Consider the following 20,482-nt stretch of genomic DNA (forward strand, 5'->3'; position numbering starts at 1 on the left):
CCTTTCGAGTCGGCGTTTCATGCCACCACCACTTCACGGAACATGCCCGCGTCCATGTGGAACATCAGATGACAGTGCCAGGCCCAGCGACCGAGCGCATCCGCGGTGACCAGAAAGCTGATGCGCTGCGCAGGCTGGACCGGGATGGTGTGGCGGCGGGTCTGGAACTGGCCCTCGGCGGTTTCGAGCTCGCTCCACATGCCGTGCAGATGCATGGGATGCGTCATCATCGTGTCGTTATGCAGGATCACCCGCACCCGCTCGCCGTAACGCAGATGCACCGGGGTGGACTGCCCGAACTCGAGGCCGTCGAAAGACCACGTGTAGCGTTCCATGTTTCCGGTCAGGTGCAGCTCGATCTCGCGCTCGGCGCCGCGCGGATCCATCGGCCCGCCGATCGTGGACAGGTCCGCCAGGGTAAGCACCTTGCGACCATTGCCACGCAGGCCGATACCCGGGTCATCGAGATTGGTGCGCGCCATGTCCACCCGCATGTCGGTGCTCGGACCGTACTCCGAGCGCGCGTGCCGCACCGTCCTGCCCGGGCGGGCGAGCGCGTTGGCAGGCATCGCGTGCTGGCCGTGATCCATTGCCATGCCGCCATGACCCATGCCCGCCATGTCGCGCTGCATCGCCATGCCGGCGTGATCCATCGGTGCCACGACCTGGCCCGTCGCGTGGCGCATGCCGCCCGCCGGCCCCATCGCACCCATCATGTCGGCCATGGTCAGCCATTCCGCCTTGTCGAGTTGCGGAACCGGCGCTTCCAGTCCGGGGCGAGCCGCCAGCGTGCCACGTGCATAGCCACTGCGATCCATCGACTGCGCGAAGACGGTATGGGCCTCATCCTTCGGTTCAACGAGGACGTCGTATGTTTCACCGGGGCCGAAGCGGAACTCGTCCACCGTCACCGGCTCGACATCGACGCCATCCGACTGCACCACGGTCATCTTCAAACCCGGGATCCGTACGTCGTAGAAGCTGTTGCCGGCGCCATTGATGAAGCGTAGCCGGAGCCGCTCGCCCGGGCGGAACTGCGCGGTCCAGTTGCCGGCCGGCGTGGTTCCGTTCATCAGGAAGGTCAGGGTCGCCGCCGACAGATCCGCGAGATCCGTCGGACTCATGCGCATCTCGTTCCACATCCTGCGCTTGTCGAGCGCGGCCTCGAGACCTCCGCTGGAAGCGTCGCGGAAAAAATCCATCGCGGTGGGCTGGTGATAGTTGTAATAGTCGCTCTGGCTCTTGAGCTTGGCGAAGACCCGCATCGGATCTTCATCGGTCCAGTCCGAAAGCAGCACCACATGTTCCCTGTCGGCGCGAATCCGCTCCCCGTCGCGCGGCTCGACGATGATCGCACCATACATGCCGGTGAGCTCCTGCATGCCCGAGTGAGAGTGATACCAGTAGGTGCCGCTCTGTTCGATGCGAAAGCGATAGGTGAAGGTCTCACCCGGTGCGATCCCTCGAAAGCTGATGCCGGGCACGCCATCCATCTGGTAGGGCAGGATCATCCCGTGCCAGTGTATCGAGGTCGCTTCGGGCAGCTTATTGGTGACCCGGATGGTCACCGTATCACCCTCGCGCAAGCGCAGCGTGGGACCGGGAATCGAACCGTTTATGGTGGTTGCCATGCGTGGCGAGCCGGTAAAGTTGACCGGCGATTCGGCGACGACCAGGTCGATGCTCGATCCGGAAAGAACCGGCGCTGCGCCCGATCCCGCCATCGCCACTTCACGCGCGGCGGCCCGGACCAGGCCGGGCAGCCCGGCGAGCACGCCGCCCGCGGCAAGACCTTGTACGAAACGTCGTCGCGAGACGCCTGCCGTCGAGCCGGCAAGACCTGAAAGTCGATTCATTGCATCTCCTCGGGTGTCCAGACGGGCATCCGGTCGAGATGGTCGACCGCGCCCGATGAGCCGGCAGTCTGCGCAAGAGCCGTGTACCTGAAGGTGACGCAGGCATTACATGTTTGTAATCCTGACCGCGGCCGGTCCGGTGCTGGCACACTCTCCGACCATGGAAAAGGACATACCGCGATGAAGGTCCTGATTGTCGAGGATGAGGCCAAGACCGGCGATTACCTCCGCCAGGGGCTCGGCGAAGCGGGCTACAACACCGACCTCGCCCGCACCGGAATCGACGGCCTGCATCTGGCACTGACCGGAGGCTACGACCTCTTGATACTGGACGTGATGCTGCCGGGCCTCGATGGCTGGCAGATCCTCGAGACCGTGCGGCGCGGCGGCACGGACATACCGGTGCTGTTCCTGACCGCCCGCGACCAGGTCGAGGATCGGGTCAAGGGCCTTGAGCTCGGTGCCGACGACTATCTGGTCAAGCCCTTTGCATTCGCCGAATTGCTTGCCCGCGTGCGGACGCTGCTCAGACGCGGCCGTAGTGGCACCGAACCGACCGTGCTTGGCATCGCCGATCTCGAGCTAGACCTTCTGCGTCGCAGAGTGAGCCGCGCGGGTCGGCGCATCGACCTGACGGCGAAGGAGTTCGGCCTGCTGGAGCTGCTGTTGCGACGCCAGGGAGAGGTACTGCCACGCTCCCTGATTGCCTCGCAGGTATGGGACATGAATTTCGACAGCGATACCAACGTCATCGAGGTCGCGGTGCGGCGCCTGCGTGCAAAGGTCGACGACCCGTTCGAACCGAAGCTCATCCACACGGTGCGCGGCATGGGCTACGTGCTCGAGATTCGCGAGGAGCACTGAATTGCGCGGCAATGTCTCGCTCACCGTGCGCCTGGCCACGCTGTTCGCCCTTTTGACCGCGGTATTCCTGGTCCTTGCCGGGGCCGTCATGAGTCGGGCCATCGAGCACCATTTCCTTCAGCTCGACCACCATGAGCTTTCCGGCAAGCTGAACCTGATTCATAACCTCGTCAGGCGCACGACTTCCGTCGACGGGCTTGAAACACTGCCAGGTCGATTGGCCGATGCCTTCGTCGGGCACGACGGCATGGGCGTGCTGGTGCGCGACAGCGCGGGACGCGAAATCTACTCGGGTCGCCCCGGGTATTTTCCGGCCGCGCAGCTTGCCGGCCAGCGGCTTCCCGACGGAGATACCATCTGGCACAAGGACGGCCATCAGTACATCGGCCGCGAGGCGGTGCTCAAGCTGCCCCTGTCGCAAGCCCCCCCGGCCGAGCTGCGGATTCTGATCGGGCTGGACACTTCCCACCACATGGTCTTTCTCCAGCAACTGAAGCACCGCTTGTGGATAGGCATCGGGTTTGCCGTGATTGTTGCCGCGCTGATCGGCTGGTTTGCAGCGCACAAGGGGCTGGCACCACTACGCGCCATGACCGCAACCGCGCAAAACCTGTCCGCAGAACAGCTCGGCCAGCGCCTGGCCGAAGGCGACGCGCCCGCGGAGGTGCTCGAACTGGTACGAGCCTTCAACGGCATGCTCCATCGACTGGAACTGGCATTTCAGCGACTCGCGGCGTTCTCGGCGGACATCGCGCATGAACTTCGCACACCGGTCTCGAACCTCATGACCCAGACCCAGGTCGCGCTCTCGCGCAGCCGCAGCGCCGAAGACTACCGCGAAATTCTCGCCTCCAACCTCGAAGAGTACGAACGCATTGCGCGCATGGTCAGCGACATGCTTTTCCTTGCGCATGCCGAGAACGGGCGGCTTCCGCGGCCGGTCGAGGTGGTGGCACTCGAGGATGAGGTCCGCGCCCTGATGGATTTCTACGATGCCCTGGCGGACGAGAACGGCGTGCGGATCTCGCTGTCGGGCGCGGCCACGGTGACGGGCGATCGCTTGATGCTGCGCCGTGCGGTGTCGAACCTGCTGTCGAATGCACTGCGCCACACGCAGGCCGGCGGGGTGATCGAACTATCGATCGATCGCTCCGAGTCGGGCGCGGTCAGCCTGTCGGTCGGTAATCCGGGGAGCGAGATTCCGGCGGACCAGCTGACACGCATTTTCGAGCGCTTCCACCGAGGCAGCGGCGAGCGAAATCGCCACGGCGAAGGTTCCGGACTGGGGCTTTCCATCACGCGCTCGATTGCCGAACTCCATGGTGGAAAGCTCTCGGTTCGGTCAGTCGACGGCTGGACCAGCTTCCGGATCGAATTTCCTCGCCCCGACAAGGGGCCCGACCACACTCTCGCGCAAGCGGGTACACCGGTCCGCGCCATGACATGACCTGTCCAATCCTATCCGGACATCAGGGCAGTCATCATCACCGTGGCGGATCCGGGCTTGAATCGAGGTTTCCATGACAAAGAACGGACTATCCGGAATCCTGCCCGTGGGCACAGTCCTGCTCCTTGCCACGCTTGCCGGCGGGTGCGATTTCGGACCGGGGCACATGATGGGTCAGGCGAGGCTCCCGGCCAGCTTTGCAAGCAACGGCGAGCGTATCTACTTCACCGGCACCAGCGCCTCCGGCGACCCCATCACATTCCAGGGCGGGGACCTGCACACGACCATGATGGGGGCCAGCTGCGCGAACTGCCACGGGCCAGACCGTCAGGGCGGGCGGATGATGCCCCGGTTCTGGGAGACCGCCCCGCCGCTCACCCGTGACGCCTTGTTCGACGGGCACACGGCCAGTCATGACAGCGACGGTGACGATCACGGGGATCACGACGTCTACTCCGACGACACGCTGCGCAGGGCCGTGTTCGAGGGCGTCGACCCGGCGGGAAAACCGCTTGACGAGGCAATGCCGCGCTGGTCGATGAGCGAGCGAGACTGGCACGACCTGCTTGCCTACCTCCACGGCTGACCGCCGCCGCTTCGACCCGGCGGGTCGCTGCCCGGGCATCACACTGCCAGCGCTTCCCTCACGCCGTGCGCCGGCATGTCCTTGCCTTCGCCGCGCATGATGATCTCGCCCCGCTCCATGAGCAGATAGTGATCGGCCAGCGACTCCGCAAAGTCGTAGTACTGCTCGACCAGCAGAATGGCCATCTCGCCGGTCGCGGCAAGGGCGCGGATGGCACGCTCGATGTCCTTAATGATGGACGGCTGGATACCCTCGGTGGGCTCGTCGAGGATCAGCAGCTTTGGGCCCATGGCGAGCGCCCGGCCGATCGCGAGCTGCTGCTGCTGGCCGCCGGACAGGTCGCCGCCACGGCGGCCGAGCATCTGCCTGAGCACCGGAAACATCTCGAAGATGCGCTGCGGCATCGGCGTCGAGGCCGGCTTGCTGGCGAGGCCCATCTGCAGGTTCTCCTCGACCGTCAGCCGCGGAAAGATCTCGCGGCCCTGCGGCACATAGCCGATGCCTGCACGCACCCGCTCGAAGGACTTGGCGCGGGTGATGTCCTGCGCCTCGCCGCCTTCGCCGAAACGGATGCTACCCCGGGCGGCGGGCACCAGGCCCATGAGGGTCTTGAGCAGCGTTGTCTTGCCGACCCCGTTGCGTCCGAGCAGGGTGGTGACCTTGCCCATCGGCACCTCGAAGCTGAGGTTGCGCAGGATGTGGCTGCCGCCGTAGTACTGGTTGAGGTCCTTGACTTCTAGCATTGCGTGTCGCTCCATTACTCCGCTCAGCGGCCCAGATACACTTCGATCACACGTTGGTCGTTCTGCACCGTGGCGAGGTCGCCCTCGGCCAGCACCGAGCCTTCGTGCAGCACCGTCACCATGCCGCCCAGCGCCTCGACGAAGCTCATGTCGTGCTCCACCACCACCAGCGAGTGCTTGCCGGCGAGGCTGACGAAGAGCTCCGCGGTGCGTTCGGTTTCGTCGTCGGTCATGCCGGCTACCGGCTCGTCGAGCAGCAGCAGGCGCGGCTCCTGCATCAGCAACATGCCGATCTCCAGCCACTGTTTCTGTCCGTGCGAGAGCAGGCCCGCCGGGCGCTCGGCCTCGTGGTCGAGGCGGATCTGCTTGAGCACGCTGGAGACGCGGTCGTACTCGTCGTCCGACAGCGCCGCAAAGAGGCTCTTCCACACCCGCTTGTCCATCTTCATCGCCAGCTCGAGATTCTCGAAGGCGGTGTGGTGCTCGAAGATGGTCGGCTTCTGGAACTTGCGCCCGATACCTGCGTGGGCGATCTCCGGCTCGGTCATGCGGGTCAGGTCGATGGTCTGGCCGAAGAAGGCCTTGCCCGAGTCCGGCCGCGTCTTGCCGGTAATGACGTCCATCATGGTGGTCTTGCCGGCGCCGTTGGGGCCGATGATGCAACGCAGCTCGCCGACGTCGATCGCGAGGTTGAGCTTGTTGAGCGCCTTGAAGCCGTCGAAGCTGACCGAGATGTCGTCCAGATAGAGAATGACCTTGTGCGAGAGATCCAGCTCGCCGGCCTTGACGACGTGACCATCGGAGGCCGGCCCTTCCCAGTTCTCGGGCGCATTGAGGCCTTCGGGGCGAACGGCCTGGGGGTCGAGTACGGTACTCATGCTGCGGCTCCCTTGGCATCGATCGAGGCGGACTGAACGGCTGGTTCTGGCGGCGGGCTGCTCTTTGGTGGCGGTGTCGGCGCGCTGACATCCTCCGCCCGGCCGATCTCCTTGTGGAACAGCTTGCGCCACAGGCCGACCACGCCGTCGGGCAGGAACAGGGTCACGCCGATGAACAGGAAGCCGAGGAAGAACAACCAGTACTCGGGAAACTCGACGGTAAAGTAGCTCTTGGCGAGGTTGACGATGAAGGCCCCGATCACCGGCCCGATCAAGGTGCCCCGGCCACCGACTGCGACCCAGATCGCGATCTCGATCGAGTTGGCGGCGCTCATCTCCGAGGGATTGATGATGCCCACCTGCGGCACGTAGAGCGCCCCCGCCAGCGCGCACAGCACCGCCGACAGCGTCCAGATGAAGAGCTTGTACCAGAGCGGCTGGTAGCCGATAAACATGACCCGGCTCTCGGCATCGCGGATCGCCGCCAGCACCCGGCCGAACTTCGAGGTAACCAGATAGCGCCCCAGCAGCAGCACGAACATCAGCAGCGCTGCCGACAGGCCGAACAGGATCAGGCGCATCTCAGCGGAGGTGATGTCGTAGCCGAGGATGCGCTTGAAGTCGGTAAAGCCGTTGTTGCCGCCAAAGCCGGTCTCGTTGCGGAAGAACAGCAGCATCGCGGCATAGGTGAGCGCCTGGGTGATGATCGAGAAATACACCCCCTTGATGCGCGAGCGGAAGGCGAAGTAGCCGAAGATGAAGGCCAGCAAGCCCGGCACCGCCACCACCAGCACCAGCGCCCAGATGAAGCTGTCCGAGCCCACCCAGAACCAGGGCAGCTCCTTCCAGTCGAGGAACACCATGAAATCGGGCAGATTCACCCCGTAGCTGCCGTCGGTGCCGATCTGGCGCATCAGGTACATGCCGAAGGCGTAGCCGCCGAGCGCGAAGAACAGCCCGTGACCGAGCGAGAGGATGCCCGCGTAGCCCCAGATCAGATCCATCGCCACCGCCACCACCGCGTAGCAGAGGATCTTGCCCATCAGCGTGACGGTGTAGGCCGAGACGAAGAACGGGCTCGACTCGGGCAGCATCAGGTGCGCCATCGGTACCGCAACCCAGGCCACCAGGGCAAAGATCGCCAGCGCCAGCCAGCCGGATCGCGGCATCGAGGTGAGGAAGCGGATTGTAAGTGGGGTTCTCATGTCGTTTTCCGTATTCAATCGTGCGTCGAATCGAGCGCCGGCCGTCGCGAGCGCCGCGCGGTCGGGGTGGGAAGTGCCGCCGTACGAGTCGTACGGCGAGCATCGCAGCGCCGGCCCCGCGGCGCGCAGCAGGCCGGCGATCGATCCGGGGTCATGATTCGACGAAACGTCCCTTGAGGGCGAACAGACCCTGCGGGCGCTTCTGGATGAAGATGATGATGAACACCAGCACCGCGATCTTGGCCACCACGGCACCGGTCCAGCCCTCGAGGAACTTGGCGATCAGGCCCAGCCCCATGGCCGCCCATACCGCGCCGGCAAGCTGGCCGACCCCGCCGACCACAACCACCATGAAGGCATCGACGATGTAGCCCTGCCCCATCGCCGGACCGACGTTGGCGATCTGGCTGAGGGCACAACCGCCCAGCCCCGCCACACCGGCGCCGAGCGCGAAGGCCATGGTGTCGACGCGTGCGGTCGGCACACCCACGCAGCCCGCCATCGAGCGGTTCTGTGTGACGGCGCGCACGAACATGCCGAGGCGGGTCTTCTGCATCAGCAGCCAGATCAGTACCAGCACGAAGGCGGCGAAGCCGATGATGACGATGCGGTTCCAGGGCAGCACGGTGTCACCCAGCAGCGCGATACCGCCGCTCATCCAGCTCGGGTTATCCACCTGCACGTTCTGCGGGCCGAAGATGGTGCGGGCGGCCTGGATCAGCACCAGCGAGAGGCCCCAGGTAGCGAGCAGGCTCTCCAGCGGGCGACCGTAGAGGAAGCGGATGACGGTGCGCTCCATGAGCACGCCGACCAGAGCCGCAACGATGAAGGACACCGGGATCGCCGCCAGCAGGTAGCCATCGACCATGCCCGGCAGGTATTTCTGGAACAGGCCCTGGATCACGTAGGTGGCATAGGCGCCGACCATCAGCAACTCGCCGTGGGCCATGTTGATGACGCCCATGACCCCGTAGGTAATGGCCAGGCCGAGCGCGGCGAGCAGCAGGATCGAGCCCAGCGAGAGGCCGGTGAACACCGTGCCGATCGCATCGGCAATGGCCAGGCGCCTCTCGATCGACTTGATCGCGTCGGAGACCGCGGCTCGCACTGTGGCGTCGGGCTCGGAGGTGCCATCGAGGCGCGGTTCGAGCAGGGCGAGCACCGCGGGATCGCCGGAATCTGCCAGTGTCGTCGCAGCGGCGAGCCGCTTGGCGACATCGTCGGAGCCGAGGTTGCCGCGCGCCACGGCGAGGGCGAGCACCTTGCGCACGGCACCGTCCCGTTCACCCGAGAGCGCTTTTTCGAGGAGCGGCAGGGTCACCGGATTCACGCTGTCGCGCAGCCGGGTCGCGGCAGCAAGCCGCACCGCGGTATCGGCCGAGAACAGGGCCATGCCGGCCTTGGCCGCCTCGATGGCGGTGCGCATGCGGTTGTTGACCGTCAGCGTTTCAATATCGTCGGGCACCGCATCGAGGGCGACACCGCTCGCCGCGTCGATGGCTTTTTCACCATCGTAGATGAGCACCTTGCCACCACCGATGGCGAGGCTGTCGTTCTCGAGCGCCTCGAGCACACGGCGCGCATCGTCGTCGCCGATCTGTCCAAGCTTGCCGATGACGGCAAGCCGCTCACCGAAGTCATCGGAGGCGAATCCCTGCAGCACTGCCGGATCGAGCGCCGCATGGGCCGATCCGAACAGGAAGCAGAGACTCAGCAAGGCACCGGAGATCAGGCTGCGCATGTTCGTTTCCATAAAATAACCGGGGCCGGCCGGGCCGGCCCCGAAAGAGACGCCGCAGCGGAGGCGTGGCGGCGTCCTGATCGCACTTACAGACCCTGCTTGGATTCGTTGCCCGCGATGAACGGACTCCACGGCTGGGCACGAATCGGCTCCTTGGTCTTCCACACCACGTTGAACTGACCGTCGGCCTTCACTTCGCCGATATAGACCGGCTTGTGCAGGTGGTGGTTGGTCTTGTCCATGGTCAGGGTGAAGCCCGACGGCGCCTTGAAGGTCTGCCCGCCCATCGCCGCGATGACCTTGTCGGTGTCGGTGGACTTGGCCTTCTCGACCGCCTGCGCCCACATGTGGATGCCGACGTAGGTCGCTTCCATCGGGTCGTTGGTGACCACGGTATCGGCGTTGGGCACGTTGTTCTTCTTAGCCCAGTCCTGGTACTTCTTGATGAAGGCGGCGTTCACCGGGTTCTTGATCGTCATGAAGTAGTTCCACGCCGCGAGGTGGCCGAGCAGCGGCTTGGTATCGACGCCGCGCAGTTCTTCCTCACCCACCGAGAAGGCCACCACCGGCACATCGGTCGCCTTCAGGCCGGCATTGCCGAGCTCCTTGTAGAAGGGCACGTTGGAGTCGCCGTTGATGGTGGACACCACCGCGGTCTTCTTGCCGGCGGAAGCGAATTTCTTGATGTTGGCGATGATGGTCTGGTAGTCGGAGTGCCCGAAGGGGGTGTATTCCTCCATGATGTCCTCGTCCTTGACTCCTTTGGAGTGCAGGAAGGCGCGCAGGATCTTGTTGGTGGTGCGCGGATAGACGTAGTCGGTACCGAGCAGCACGAAGCGCTTGGCGCTGCCGCCCTCGGCGCTCATCAGGTACTCGACGGCCGGGATCGCCTGCTGGTTGGGCGCCGCGCCGGTGTAGAAGACGTTCTTCTCGAGTTCCTCACCCTCGTACTGCACCGGGTAGAAGAGCAGGCCGTTGAGTTCTTTGAAGACCGGGTTCACCGACTTGCGCGACACCGAGGTCCAGCAGCCGAAGGTCACCGCGACCTTGTCCTGGCTGATCAGCTGGCGGGCCTTCTCGGCGAACAGCGGCCAGTTGGAGGCCGGGTCGACCACCACCGGCTCGAGCATCTTGCCCATCACGCCGCCCTTGGCATTGATTTCCTCGATGGTCATCAGCGCGACGTTCTTGAGCGCGGTCTCGGAGATCGCCATGGTGCCGGACAGCGAATGCAGGATGCCGACCTTGATGGTGTCGGCGGCGCTGGCGCCCATCGGCAGGCCGATGGCGGCGATGGAAGCGGACAGCGTCAGGGCCTTGATGAAGCTGCGACGAGATTGCATGAGTAACTCCCCTTTGGTGATCAATTGGCTGTTGGATGCACGCCGGCACCCGCCGGGCCATCGTGTTGCAGTGCACGACCACAGAGTAGGGAGTCTTGGGTAGGGTCGGAATACGCAAGATTGCGTAGGCCAGGATCAGGATCGGGCGCCGCCGGCCGGCGAATCCGGAACGCGCACCCGACAACGGTTTGTAAATGTCGGGAGAAGCCCCTAGGATCGGGGCATCGTCCACCACGAGGGCGCTTCCGGTGCTCATGCGACAGTTACTGTTTTCCGTCACGCTTGCCCTGGCTCTGGCAGGCGCTGCATGGCCTTCGGCCGCGGCCGCACCTCGACTCGAAAAGATTGTCGACTCCGGCCGTCTCGATGTCTGCATCTGGCCGGAGTACTTCGGCATCAGCTTCCGGAACCCGCGCTCCGGCACCGTCACCGGGCTCGATGCCGACATGGCCGGCGTGCTGGCCCGCGAACTCGGGGTACAGCTCAGGCTGGTGGACAGCAATTTTGCGCGCGTCATCGACGACCTCGAGAACTACCGCTGCGACGTCGCGATGATGGCCGTCGGCATCACCGCAGAGCGCGCCGAGCGGCTGGCGTTCTCGATGCCATACCTGCGCTCCGACGTATTCGCGGTCACCACCCGCCATAGCCCGAGGATCAGGCGCTGGGAGGATATCGACCAGCAGGGCGTGCGCGTCGGGGTCAGTGCCGGCACCTTTCATGAAGCATTGATGCGCCAGCGTCTGCAGCGAGCCGAACTCGTGGTGGTGCGCGCGCCGGCGAGCCGCGAAGGCGAACTCGAAGCCGGCCGCATCGACGTCTTCATGTCCGATTTTCCGTTCACCCGCAAAATGGTCGACAACCACGACTGGGTGCGGATCATCGCGCCGCCCACGGCCTATTTCCCGGTCGATTACGGATATGCGCTGGCCAAGGGCGACCCCGCCTGGCGGGCGCGGCTCGACCGCTTCCTCGAGCAGACCCTGTCCGACGGCACGCTGCGTTCCATCGCGGCACGCTATGGCCTCGATCCGATCGTGATCAACGGCCCCAGGTAAGGCACATGACGAGCACCAACGCGCAAACCGACGACGCGCACCCGGACCCCGCCGAGTCCGGTGCCGCGCCGCTGGCCCGGGCCCTGAGCCTGGTGTTGCTGGCCTGCGCCACGATCATCGTCCTCGCCACCGTCTACCATGCCAACCGGCTGCGCACGGAGAATCTCGCCAACCACCGCATCGTGGCCGAAGGGCTGGCCCGCATCGGCGAACACGAGATCACCCGGACTCTCCAGGCGGTCGAACACCTTCTGGACGCCCGACTGGACGACTGGCGCGCCGCCGATGGCGCCGATGGCGCCGCGTTCAGCGCCCTGCTGTCCAAGGATCTGGCGGGCCTTCCCGCGGTGCGATCGCTGTCGATCGTCTCGGCGGCCGGTCACATCGAGGCCGACTCTTCCGCCGATGCCATCGGCACCAGGCTCGCACCGACTGCGATCGACGAGATCTCGCCTCCCGCCACTGGGTCGGCGATTGCTTTTTCCCGCCCGTGGCGCGGCCGCGATCTGAGCAGTGGCGAGCCCGTGGCGAACGGCCTCGATGTCGGTCGAAGCGCCTATTTCTTCACCATGGGGCTCGAGGGGCAACTGCATGATGGCCATGCGATCGGCGTGGCAACGATCAATCCCGACTTTTTCTCCGGCTTCCTGAGCAGCATTGTCGGCAGCCCCGAGTATGTCGTCGAACTCTATCGCTATGACGGCACCCTGCTCCTGTCCACCCGGCCACACGAGCACATGCCGGGCTCCAGTGCTGCAACGCAGAAGGTCTTCCGCCGCCTCCTTCCGGACAAGGAGATCGGGGTGATCGAGGATCAGGACGGCGAGGATCCGCGGATCCTCGCCTACCGGGCGTCGCGGCGCTATCCGCTGGTGATCGAAGTCGAGGTGCCCCACCGCGAGGCGCTCGCGGGCTGGCGCTCCGAAGTCCACAACCTCGTGATCGCGGCGGGGCTTTCGCTGCTGCTGATCGGACTGATAGCGGTATTGCTGCGTCGCTACAACCAGCGCCGCCATGTGGAACAGGAGCGTGCCCGTCAGGCGAACGAGCTGGCCGCGCGGGTTTTCGAGTCGTCGTACGACGGCATTTTCATCACCGATCCGGCACAGGACATCATACGGATCAACAATGCCTTCTCCTCGATCACGGGCTACACCGAAGCGGAGGTTCTCGGGAAATCACCGTGCATGCTCGTTACCGAAGCGGACCAGGAAATGTTCTGCGATGCGGTACGGGAAGAGATCGCAACAAATGGTGAGTGGCGCGGCGAACTCACCGCCAGACGAAAGGACGGATCCCGCTACTGCAGCCGCTTTGCGATCGGTACCGTGCGCGATCGCAGGGGTATGGTGAGCAACTATATCGGCACCTTCATCGACGTTTCCGAGACCAAGGAGCACGAAGCCGCGCTGCGCGAAGCCAAGGAAGTCGCCGAGGCCGCGAACCTCGCCAAGAGCCAGTTCCTCGCAACCATGTCGCACGAGCTGCGCACGCCGATGAACGCGATCCTGGGGATGGCGCAGTTGCAACTGATGGAAGGCAACAGCGAGGCCGAGAACCAGGCATATGCGCGCACGATCCTGGATGCCGGGACCACCCTGCTCACCCTGCTGAACGACATTCTGGATCTCGCCAAGGTCGAGGCCGGCGGCCTTGAACTGGTCGACGGAGTCATCGATCCCGAGCGCATCCTGAGCGAAGTCGGCAACCTCTTCTCCCACAGCGCGCATGAGAAGGGCGTCGCTTTCCGGCAGCACTGGGCGGGACCCTCGCAGCGCCGCTATCGTGGCGACGCGATCCGGCTGCGCCAGATCCTCTCCAACCTCATCAGCAACGCCATCAAGTTTACCGACGAAGGATCGATCAGCATCAGCGGGGGCGAGCGCAGCCTGCCGAGCGGAGAACCGGGTCTGTACTTCGAAGTCATCGACACCGGCATCGGCATCTCGCACGCCCACCAGGCCGCCCTTTTCAAACCCTTCTCGCAGGTGGACGCGTCCGCCACGCGTCGTTTCGGTGGCACCGGACTGGGACTGTCCATCGTGCGCAAGCTCGCCGAACTCATGGGTGGAGAAGCCGGTGTCGATAGCCGTGAGGCGGAAGGATCACGCTTCTGGTTCACGATCGGTGCGGTCGCGCTCAAAGATACGGCCGAATCGGGCGCGAGTGATGCACCGACCGGATTACCGGCCGGCAGCGAATATCCGATCCTCGTCGTCGAGGACGATGCGGTGAACCGCTCGCTTCTTGAACAGATGCTGAAGAAGATCGGTTACCCCGTGATTTCCGCGGCAAACGGTGCCGAGGCACTGGAGCAGCTCGAAACAGCGGAACCGCCCCCCTCGCTCGTCCTCATGGATTGCCACATGCCGGTGATGGATGGGCTCCAGGCGACCCGACGGGTCCGCCAGCGGGAACAGGCCGAAGGCCGCCCCCGGATTCCCGTGATCGCAGTGACCGCCGAGGTTTTCGAGAGGAACCGGGCTTGCTGCATCGAGGCCGGCATGGACGATTTCATCGAGAAACCGATCACCCTCCAGATCCTGCGCGAAACGCTCGAAAGACACACCCGCCAAACCGGCCGGCACCGGAAAACCGCCTGAATGCGGTAATCCTGCCGGGCCATCCACCCGTACGTCCATACACCACGAACGTCATGCAATCAGTCGCAACCTTTGCCGCCCTCCTCGCCGTTGCCGTGCTCCTAGTGCCCTTTTTCAAACGGGCCGGTCTCGGTACGGTGCTCGGCTATCTCGCCGCCGGCGTACTGATCGGCCCATGGGGCGCCGGTGTCGTGCATGATCCCGAAAACCTGCTGCACACTGCCGAGCTCGGCGTGGTGCTACTGCTCTTCATCATCGGCCTCGAGCTGCAGCCATCGCGTCTGTGGGCACTGCGCAAGCCGGTCTTCGGCCTTGGCGGGCTGCAGTTCTTCGGTGTCGGCGCGCTGCTCATCGGCATCGCCCGTCTGCTCGGCCTCGCATGGCCCGAAGCGATTCTCGCCGGCCTTGCGCTGGCGCTGTCGTCGACCGCGTTCGTGCTGCCGACCCTCGCCGAGCGGCGCGAACTTCACAGCCGCTACGGCCGCGAGACCTTCGCAATCCTGCTCTTCCAGGACCTCATGGTGATCCCGCTGCTGGCGCTGCTGCCGCTGCTCGGCGCAGAAAAGGCCAAAGGTGCGGTTTCGCCGATCGTCGGACTGGTGGTACTGGGCGTGGTGATCGCGGTCGGGCGGCCGATCCTCGACCGGGTCTTCCGCCACGTGAGCCGTATCGACAGCCGCGAGATGTTCACCGCCGCCGCACTGGCCACCGCGCTCGGTCTGGCCCTGCTGCTGCAGGCGAGCGGCCTGTCGATGTCGCTCGGCGCCTTCGTCGCCGGTGTGCTGCTCTCGGATTCCGATTTCCGGCACGAACTCGAAGCCTCCATCGCGCCTTTCCAGGGGCTGCTGATGGGTTTCTTCTTCATCGCCGTCGGCATGGGCATCAACCTCGGCATGATCGTGCAGCACCCGATCAACGTCATCGGCTTCACGATCGGGCTGCTGGCAATCAAGGGCTTCGGCCTTTATGGACTGCGCCGGCTCGTCGGCGGAGCAGCGAAGGTGTCGCGCATGCAGGCCCTGGCACTGGCGCAGTGCGGGGAGTTCGCCTTCGTGCTGTTCGGCGCGGCGCGTGAATCCGCCATCATGCCGGCCGAGCTGGTCGAACAGCTGACACTTGCCGTAGCCCTGTCGATGGCGATCGCCCCGGTGCTGTTCATCCTCAGCGACCGCTACGATGCCAAACAGGCGGCCGAGGAGCCCGAGCCGCAAGCCGACGAAATGCCCCACGAAGCCAATCCGGTGGTCATCGCCGGCTTCGGCCGGATCGGCCAGATCATCGGCCGGGTACTGCGGCTGCGCGGCGTGAGCTTCACCGCCCTCGACAAGAACCGCGAGGAGGTCGACATGGTGCGGCGCTTCGGCATCGAAGCCTACTACGGCAACGCGGCCCACCTCGAGGTACTCGATGCTGCCCGGGTCGGCGAAGCAAAGATCCTGGTGCTCGCGATCGACGACATCGAAGCCTCGCTGCGCTGTGCCGAGATGGTCCGCAAACACTTTCCGCAGGTGCAGATCGTGGCACGCGCACGGGACCGCTTCCATGCCTATCGCCTCATGGATCTCGGTATCCAGTTGCAGATGCGCGAGGCCTTCAAATCGAGCCTGGTGATGGCCCGCATGACTTTCGAGGCGCTCGGCAAACCGCCGGCCGTGGCGCGCCAGATCGTCGATCGCTTCGCTGCCCATGACGAAGCGCTCCTAAAGCGCGAACAGGCGCTTTACCACGACGAAAGCCAGCTGATCCAGTCCGCCCGCGAGGCCCACGAGGAGCTGGCCGCCCTGCTCGAGCAGGAACTCGCCACGGCGGTTGCGGCAGACGATAGCGGCGCCGCCCTCAAGGAAGCCTGAAATGCACAGCGTCGACACCCTGGCCCATCGCGCCGCCGAAGCGTCGGCGGGGACACCGCCATGAAGCGCCGCAAACAGGACTGGCTGGGCGCCCTCTTCGCACTCTCGCGCAGCACCACCCGCGCGGGCACCCGGCTCGGCAAGACGGTCGGCAAGATCGCCGCCAAGCAGGCGAAAAGCAGCGGCAAGGCGGCACGGCATGCGCTCTCCGGCGTCATCACTCCGGGCCCGAAACCGCAGGCTGGCCCGCGCGGCGGCAAATGGCTGGAGGGTCGCTGGGGCCTGGGGCCGATGGCGATGCGACGCTACTGGCTGTATCTGCCGCCCGGCGCGTCGGCGCGGCGCCCGGTCCCGCTCATCATGCTGCTCCACGGGTGCAGCCAGGACGCGGCGGGCTTTGCCGCATCGACCCGCGCGGCATCCTTCGGACGGTCCAAGCAGGTCGCCCTGCTGCTGCCCGAACAGGCCCAGGAGGCAAACCCGCAGCGCTGCTGGAACTGGTTCGGCGCCGACGCCCTGGTCAATCTCGAAACCGCCATCCTCAAGTCGATTCTCGACCACGTGTGCACGACCCAGCCGGTGCGCGCCGGGCAATGTTTCGCGATGGGAATCTCCGCCGGCGGGGCCATGTCGCTCACGCTCGCGCTGCGCTACCCACAGGCCTTCGTTGCAGTCGCCAGCCACTCGGGGGCAGCCCCCAACAGTGCCGGCACCCTGCTGCAGGCCGGCCAGACCTTGCGCGGGCGACGTCTGCCGGACGTCGAGGAGCTGGCGGAGCGCCTCGGCAACCAGCACCTCCCTCCGCTGCTGGTCCTTCACGGCGACGCCGACCTGGTGGTCGCCCCACCCAATGGGGATGCGAGCGTCGGACTGTGGCTCACCCTCGCCACCGGGCATGGCACGATCAGCTCATCCACCACCGAGCTGGCCCGCGGCAGCCGCTATCCATGCGTCCGGGTCGATTGGAAGCTCGACGGCAAGCCGCTTGCGCGGCTGCTGCGGATTCGCGGCCTGGGCCATGCCTGGAGCGGCGGCATCGCCAGCCAGGCGTTCTCCGACCCCCGCGGACCGGATGCGCTGCGCCTGGCGTGGCAATACTTCAGCACCTGTCTCACCGCATCCACTTAGCGGGATCGATCGGCGGGCATCCTCCACTCGACCCGGGTGATCCGTTTCACTGCCTCCCGCAGCCTGTTGCGTCAAATTCGGAACCACGGCAAGCGCATGGCCCAGCGCCATTCCAACCGGCACTGCATCGCACATCGCGACGCAGCGAATCCAGCACGCGAGCACAGGAGGCACATCATGCACACCCTCGAATCCAGTGAGATCAGCCGCATCGGCGGCGGCGCCCTGACCGTTGGCGACACCTATACCGACCTGAACGGCGGCACCTTCACCGACCTCAACAAGCACTACGGCGGCCTTTACGTGGCCATCGGCGGACACTGGGTGCCGACCGGCACCGAACCCTTCATCGGTCCGGGAAAGATCCCGGCCGTCAACTGATCGCCACACCAACAAGGAGCACGAAAATGAAAACCATCTCGGAACACGATGCGACCATTGTTGCGGGCGGCCTCAGCGCGCTGGGCGCGATCGGCGCCGTCGGCGGCTTCGTACTCGCCGGCGCACTCACCATGCATCCGGTCGCGGCGATTGCCGGCGGCGCCGCGGGTTATGTTGGCGGCGAACTGCTCGACGAGGCAGTCGACGACGCTTTGGCGAACATCGGCAACAATCCGGACGAGAACCCCGGCAAGTAAGATGCGCCGCCTGTCGGCCGGCGTTCTCAGATGCGCCCGTCGGCAGGCTCGTCGTCCTCGTCGCTGACGATACGCCGGTCGCTCGGGCGTTGCAGGTCCTCGACGACGATCTCCAGCGCATTGGTGGACAGCAGCACCTCGATCAGCGAGAGCACCAGAGAAATGGCGAGAATCACGATGCTGGCGCCGAACAGCAGCTTGCCTGCCACCTCGTAGCCAAGAAACAGCGAGAGCATCGACAGCGCGCACAGCAGAAAGCTCAGCACGCCGAAACCCTGCATGTACTTGATCATGACGATGCGCTGCTTGAGTCCCGGTATCTGCCGATCGACCAGTGTCAGCCCGCGCTCCGGCGAGGCGTGCAGTTGCCGGATGACCTGGGCGAGCGACAGGAAGCGATTCGAGTACGCCAGCAGGAGCAGGGAAATGGCGGGGAACAACAGAGCCGGAGTGGTGATGTTCATCGTCTTCAAGTCCTGGATGCCGCGATGCGGCGGATTCATGAAATGCCGTCGGGGAGCCGATCGAGCCGCGCAAGTTCCGGAAACCAGCGCGACCACAGCGCGACCACCAGCAATGTACCGACACCGCCGATGACGATCGCCGGCACCGCGCCGAACCACGCCGCGGTGACGCCCGACTCGAACTCGCCGAGCTGGTTGGAGGCGCCGATGAACAAGCCATTGACGGCACCGACCCGGCCGCGCATCGCGTCCGGCGTCGCGAGTTGTACGTAAGCCCCGCGAAACACCATGCTGACCATGTCGGCAGCACCGAGCACCACCAGCGAGCCCATCGACAGCCACAGGTTGGAGGACAGTCCGAAGACGATGGTGGCCAGCCCGAACAGCGCCACGGCTCCAAACATCAGCGGACCGACGCGACGCTCGAGGGGTCGCCGCGCGAGCCACAACGACATGCCGAGCGCCCCCACCGCGGGAGCCGAGCGCAGCAGGCCGAGCCCCCACGCACCGGTATGCAGGACTTCGCTGGCGATGATCGGCAGCAAGGCAGTTGCGCCGCCGAGCAGGACCGCCATCATGTCCAGCGATATCGCCCCCAGCACCGCCGGCTGGGCACGGATGAAACGCAGCCCCTCGAGAAAGTTCTGCCAGCCGGACTGGCCGGCAGTGGCGTAGCCCTGGGCACGCATCGGCCGCGCACTGACGATGAGCGCGATCGACGCGGCGAAGAGCAGCGTGGCGATACCGTGGACCACTGCGGCCCCAAGCGCATAGATGAAACCGGCGACGGCGGGTGCGGCGATGGTCGCAACCTGGAAGGCCGAGGCGCTCATCGCCACTGCGGGCGCCAGCAACGGGTTCGGCACCAGCGAGGGCAGCAGCGCCTGCATCGCCGGCATCTCGAAGGTCCGGCCGACGCCGTTTGCGGCAAGCAGCACGTAAATGAGCGGCAAGGACAGGAAGTCGAAGGCCGTGCCAAGCGCGAGCAACAGCAGGGTAAGGAACTGCAGCGCCTGCGCCGCGGCCACCACGCGCCGCCGCTCGAAGCGGTCGGCGAGCTCGCCAGCCACCGGCATCAGCACCAGTTTGGGGAGGAACTGCACCAGCCCGACAAGTCCGAGCGCAAAGGCGCTGCGCGTCAGATCGTAGACCTGCCAGGCGACCGCCACGGTAAGCATCTGGTAGGCACTCGCACTGCTGATCCGTGCAAACCAGTAGGCGACGAAGGAAGGATGGGCAAAGAGTCGGGGATTTGCGTCAGTCACTGCGGATGAACCATCCGGCTGAATCGCCCGGCGGGCGAAGCGCCGGATTATCCCACGAGCGCCCCGCCTGATGGCCGAACCGGCGCTTTCGGGGACGTGTTCCCGCTTTCGCGGGCCCGGTCAGCGATACGCAGTGACGTCGAAGCGCCGTGCCCCGTGTTCGGGCACGACCTTCATGCCGCCTTGCGCGCGGCGCTGGAGACCAGTTTGACCGCCGCATCGGCATTGCGGATCGCGTTTGCCTCCGCGACGCTGAGTACTTCGCGCGTGGCCCTGCCTGCCTCGCCGACCGCGGTGCTGGCATGCGACAAGGCCGCCTTGACCGTACTGGAGACGAATTCACCACCGTGCGGCAAACCCCGGCTGAAGATCTCGAGAGCAGTACTGATTTCACCCTCGAGCGCGCTCGCCTGCTCTTCCATCAATGCGCTCATCGATGCCCCCCAGCCCGTCAGAATGCCGTAGCACCCCCGTATGTAGCTGAGGCCGGACAACAGGGTCGGTTCGATCATTCCGACCGTCAGCACGAGCGCCTCACGTGGTTCCTTCACCGCAGCGAAGGCTTTCAGGCCTATCACGCCGTCGTCGATGCCATTGCGCACGGTGTCGAGAGAAAGCGTAGCGAGCCGCTCCGCCGCATCGAACGAGAAGCCGGCGAGCTGATACAGGGTTTCAACCGACTTGAGACTGCTGGCGGTGAGTTTTTCAGGGCTGTACATGGCGATCTCCCGGAGTCGGTGACTCGTGGTTTTCCAGCGCCGAAATTGTGCGCTGCACAATTAAAATATACACGGAAATCACTTGATCGCAAGA

Annotated in this window: 18 protein-coding genes; 9 read left to right on the forward strand and 9 right to left on the reverse strand. The window is 65.2% G+C overall.

Translation table 11 applies throughout. The features are described from left to right. Positions 1 to 17: 17 nt before the first annotated feature. Positions 18 to 1,856, reverse strand: a complete 1,839-nt coding sequence (locus tag GQB03_RS01160; RefSeq protein WP_159683030.1) for a copper resistance system multicopper oxidase — start codon at positions 1,854 to 1,856, stop codon at positions 18 to 20. Positions 1,857 to 2,036: 180 nt separating this feature from the next. Between GQB03_RS01160 and GQB03_RS01165 the strand changes: the two genes are divergently transcribed. From GQB03_RS01165 to GQB03_RS01175, 3 genes are all read left to right on the forward strand, one after another. Beyond that, entirely contained in the window at positions 2,037 to 2,720 is a 684-nt protein-coding gene (locus GQB03_RS01165; RefSeq protein ID WP_159683033.1) for a heavy metal response regulator transcription factor, read from the forward strand. A gap of 1 nt (position 2,721) precedes the next feature. Further along, positions 2,722 to 4,167, forward strand: a complete 1,446-nt coding sequence (locus GQB03_RS01170) for a heavy metal sensor histidine kinase (RefSeq protein ID WP_159683036.1) — start codon at positions 2,722 to 2,724, stop codon at positions 4,165 to 4,167. Between the two features lie 73 nt (positions 4,168 to 4,240). Beyond that, positions 4,241 to 4,753, forward strand: a complete 513-nt coding sequence (locus GQB03_RS01175) for a c-type cytochrome (protein WP_159683039.1) — start codon at positions 4,241 to 4,243, stop codon at positions 4,751 to 4,753. A 38-nt stretch (positions 4,754 to 4,791) separates the two neighbouring features. Here the strand turns inward: GQB03_RS01175 and urtE are convergent, their stop codons facing one another. The 5 genes from urtE to urtA form a co-directional block, all read right to left on the reverse strand. Further along, complete coding sequence (urtE, locus tag GQB03_RS01180) at positions 4,792 to 5,496, reverse strand: urea ABC transporter ATP-binding subunit UrtE (protein WP_159683042.1); 705 nt, start codon at positions 5,494 to 5,496, stop codon at positions 4,792 to 4,794. A 23-nt stretch (positions 5,497 to 5,519) separates the two neighbouring features. Continuing rightward, positions 5,520 to 6,374, reverse strand: coding sequence for an urea ABC transporter ATP-binding protein UrtD (urtD, locus tag GQB03_RS01185; RefSeq protein ID WP_159683045.1), 855 nt, complete (start codon positions 6,372 to 6,374; stop codon positions 5,520 to 5,522). Further along, a complete protein-coding gene (gene urtC / locus GQB03_RS01190) occupies positions 6,371 to 7,579 on the reverse strand; it encodes an urea ABC transporter permease subunit UrtC (protein ID WP_159683048.1) in 1,209 nt (402 codons plus the stop codon). Before urtC ends, urtD begins: the two co-directional genes overlap by 4 nt. A 151-nt stretch (positions 7,580 to 7,730) precedes the next feature. Next, positions 7,731 to 9,320, reverse strand: coding sequence for an urea ABC transporter permease subunit UrtB (urtB, locus tag GQB03_RS01195; RefSeq protein ID WP_159683051.1), 1,590 nt, complete (start codon positions 9,318 to 9,320; stop codon positions 7,731 to 7,733). An 86-nt stretch (positions 9,321 to 9,406) separates the two neighbouring features. Next, positions 9,407 to 10,663 (reverse strand): urea ABC transporter substrate-binding protein, encoded by a 1,257-nt coding sequence (gene urtA, locus GQB03_RS01200; RefSeq protein WP_159683054.1) that lies wholly within the window; start codon positions 10,661 to 10,663, stop codon positions 9,407 to 9,409. 254 nt (positions 10,664 to 10,917) lie between these two features. On the opposite strand from urtA, the gene GQB03_RS01205 reads away from it, so the two are divergent. From GQB03_RS01205 to GQB03_RS01230, 6 genes are all read left to right on the forward strand, one after another. Beyond that, positions 10,918 to 11,721, forward strand: a complete 804-nt coding sequence (locus GQB03_RS01205) for a substrate-binding periplasmic protein (RefSeq protein ID WP_159683057.1) — start codon at positions 10,918 to 10,920, stop codon at positions 11,719 to 11,721. Positions 11,722 to 11,726: 5 nt separating this feature from the next. Further along, positions 11,727 to 14,324 (forward strand): ATP-binding protein, encoded by a 2,598-nt coding sequence (locus GQB03_RS01210; protein WP_159683060.1) that lies wholly within the window; start codon positions 11,727 to 11,729, stop codon positions 14,322 to 14,324. Positions 14,325 to 14,377: 53 nt separating this feature from the next. Further along, a complete protein-coding gene (locus GQB03_RS01215) occupies positions 14,378 to 16,174 on the forward strand; it encodes a monovalent cation:proton antiporter-2 (CPA2) family protein (RefSeq protein WP_159683063.1) in 1,797 nt (598 codons plus the stop codon). 60 nt (positions 16,175 to 16,234) lie between these two features. Further along, entirely contained in the window at positions 16,235 to 17,302 is a 1,068-nt protein-coding gene (locus GQB03_RS01220) for an extracellular catalytic domain type 1 short-chain-length polyhydroxyalkanoate depolymerase (protein WP_159683066.1), read from the forward strand. 177 nt (positions 17,303 to 17,479) lie between these two features. Next, a complete protein-coding gene (locus GQB03_RS01225; RefSeq protein WP_159683069.1) occupies positions 17,480 to 17,683 on the forward strand; it encodes a hypothetical protein in 204 nt (67 codons plus the stop codon). Between the two features lie 26 nt (positions 17,684 to 17,709). Then, positions 17,710 to 17,940, forward strand: a complete 231-nt coding sequence (locus tag GQB03_RS01230) for a hypothetical protein (protein WP_159683071.1) — start codon at positions 17,710 to 17,712, stop codon at positions 17,938 to 17,940. 26 nt (positions 17,941 to 17,966) lie between these two features. On the opposite strand, the gene GQB03_RS01235 is transcribed toward GQB03_RS01230, so the two are convergent. The 3 genes from GQB03_RS01235 to GQB03_RS01245 all read right to left on the reverse strand — a co-directional run bounded on the left by GQB03_RS01235 (position 17,967) and on the right by GQB03_RS01245 (position 20,388). Then, a complete protein-coding gene (locus GQB03_RS01235; RefSeq protein ID WP_159683074.1) occupies positions 17,967 to 18,404 on the reverse strand; it encodes a DUF2721 domain-containing protein in 438 nt (145 codons plus the stop codon). A gap of 35 nt (positions 18,405 to 18,439) precedes the next feature. Further along, positions 18,440 to 19,669 carry an MFS transporter gene (locus GQB03_RS01240; protein WP_159683076.1) on the reverse strand — a complete coding sequence of 410 codons (1,230 nt, stop codon included), beginning with the start codon at positions 19,667 to 19,669 and terminating at the stop codon, positions 18,440 to 18,442. Between the two features lie 173 nt (positions 19,670 to 19,842). Next, entirely contained in the window at positions 19,843 to 20,388 is a 546-nt protein-coding gene (locus tag GQB03_RS01245) for a phasin family protein (protein WP_159683079.1), read from the reverse strand. Positions 20,389 to 20,482: the final 94 nt, after the last annotated feature.

It is taken from the genome of Cognatazoarcus halotolerans (genome assembly GCF_009800965.1).
GTDB classification, from domain to species: Bacteria; Pseudomonadota; Gammaproteobacteria; order Burkholderiales; family Rhodocyclaceae; genus Cognatazoarcus; species Cognatazoarcus halotolerans.

Coding starts and splice junctions, on each gene's coding strand:
- GQB03_RS01230 (WP_159683071.1), top strand. CDS start 17,710: ATGAAAACCATCTCGGAACACGATGCGACCATTGTTGCGGGCGGCCTC.
- GQB03_RS01160 (WP_159683030.1), bottom strand. CDS start 1,856: ATGAATCGACTTTCAGGTCTTGCCGGCTCGACGGCAGGCGTCTCGCGA.
- GQB03_RS01215 (WP_159683063.1), top strand. CDS start 14,378: ATGCAATCAGTCGCAACCTTTGCCGCCCTCCTCGCCGTTGCCGTGCTC.
- GQB03_RS01235 (WP_159683074.1), bottom strand. CDS start 18,404: ATGAACATCACCACTCCGGCTCTGTTGTTCCCCGCCATTTCCCTGCTC.
- GQB03_RS01225 (WP_159683069.1), top strand. CDS start 17,480: ATGCACACCCTCGAATCCAGTGAGATCAGCCGCATCGGCGGCGGCGCC.
- GQB03_RS01220 (WP_159683066.1), top strand. CDS start 16,235: ATGAAGCGCCGCAAACAGGACTGGCTGGGCGCCCTCTTCGCACTCTCG.
- GQB03_RS01175 (WP_159683039.1), top strand. CDS start 4,241: ATGACAAAGAACGGACTATCCGGAATCCTGCCCGTGGGCACAGTCCTG.
- GQB03_RS01210 (WP_159683060.1), top strand. CDS start 11,727: ATGACGAGCACCAACGCGCAAACCGACGACGCGCACCCGGACCCCGCC.
- urtE (WP_159683042.1), bottom strand. CDS start 5,496: ATGCTAGAAGTCAAGGACCTCAACCAGTACTACGGCGGCAGCCACATC.
- GQB03_RS01205 (WP_159683057.1), top strand. CDS start 10,918: ATGCGACAGTTACTGTTTTCCGTCACGCTTGCCCTGGCTCTGGCAGGC.
- urtC (WP_159683048.1), bottom strand. CDS start 7,579: ATGAGAACCCCACTTACAATCCGCTTCCTCACCTCGATGCCGCGATCC.
- urtA (WP_159683054.1), bottom strand. CDS start 10,663: ATGCAATCTCGTCGCAGCTTCATCAAGGCCCTGACGCTGTCCGCTTCC.
- GQB03_RS01165 (WP_159683033.1), top strand. CDS start 2,037: ATGAAGGTCCTGATTGTCGAGGATGAGGCCAAGACCGGCGATTACCTC.
- GQB03_RS01245 (WP_159683079.1), bottom strand. CDS start 20,388: ATGTACAGCCCTGAAAAACTCACCGCCAGCAGTCTCAAGTCGGTTGAA.
- urtD (WP_159683045.1), bottom strand. CDS start 6,374: ATGAGTACCGTACTCGACCCCCAGGCCGTTCGCCCCGAAGGCCTCAAT.
- urtB (WP_159683051.1), bottom strand. CDS start 9,320: ATGCGCAGCCTGATCTCCGGTGCCTTGCTGAGTCTCTGCTTCCTGTTC.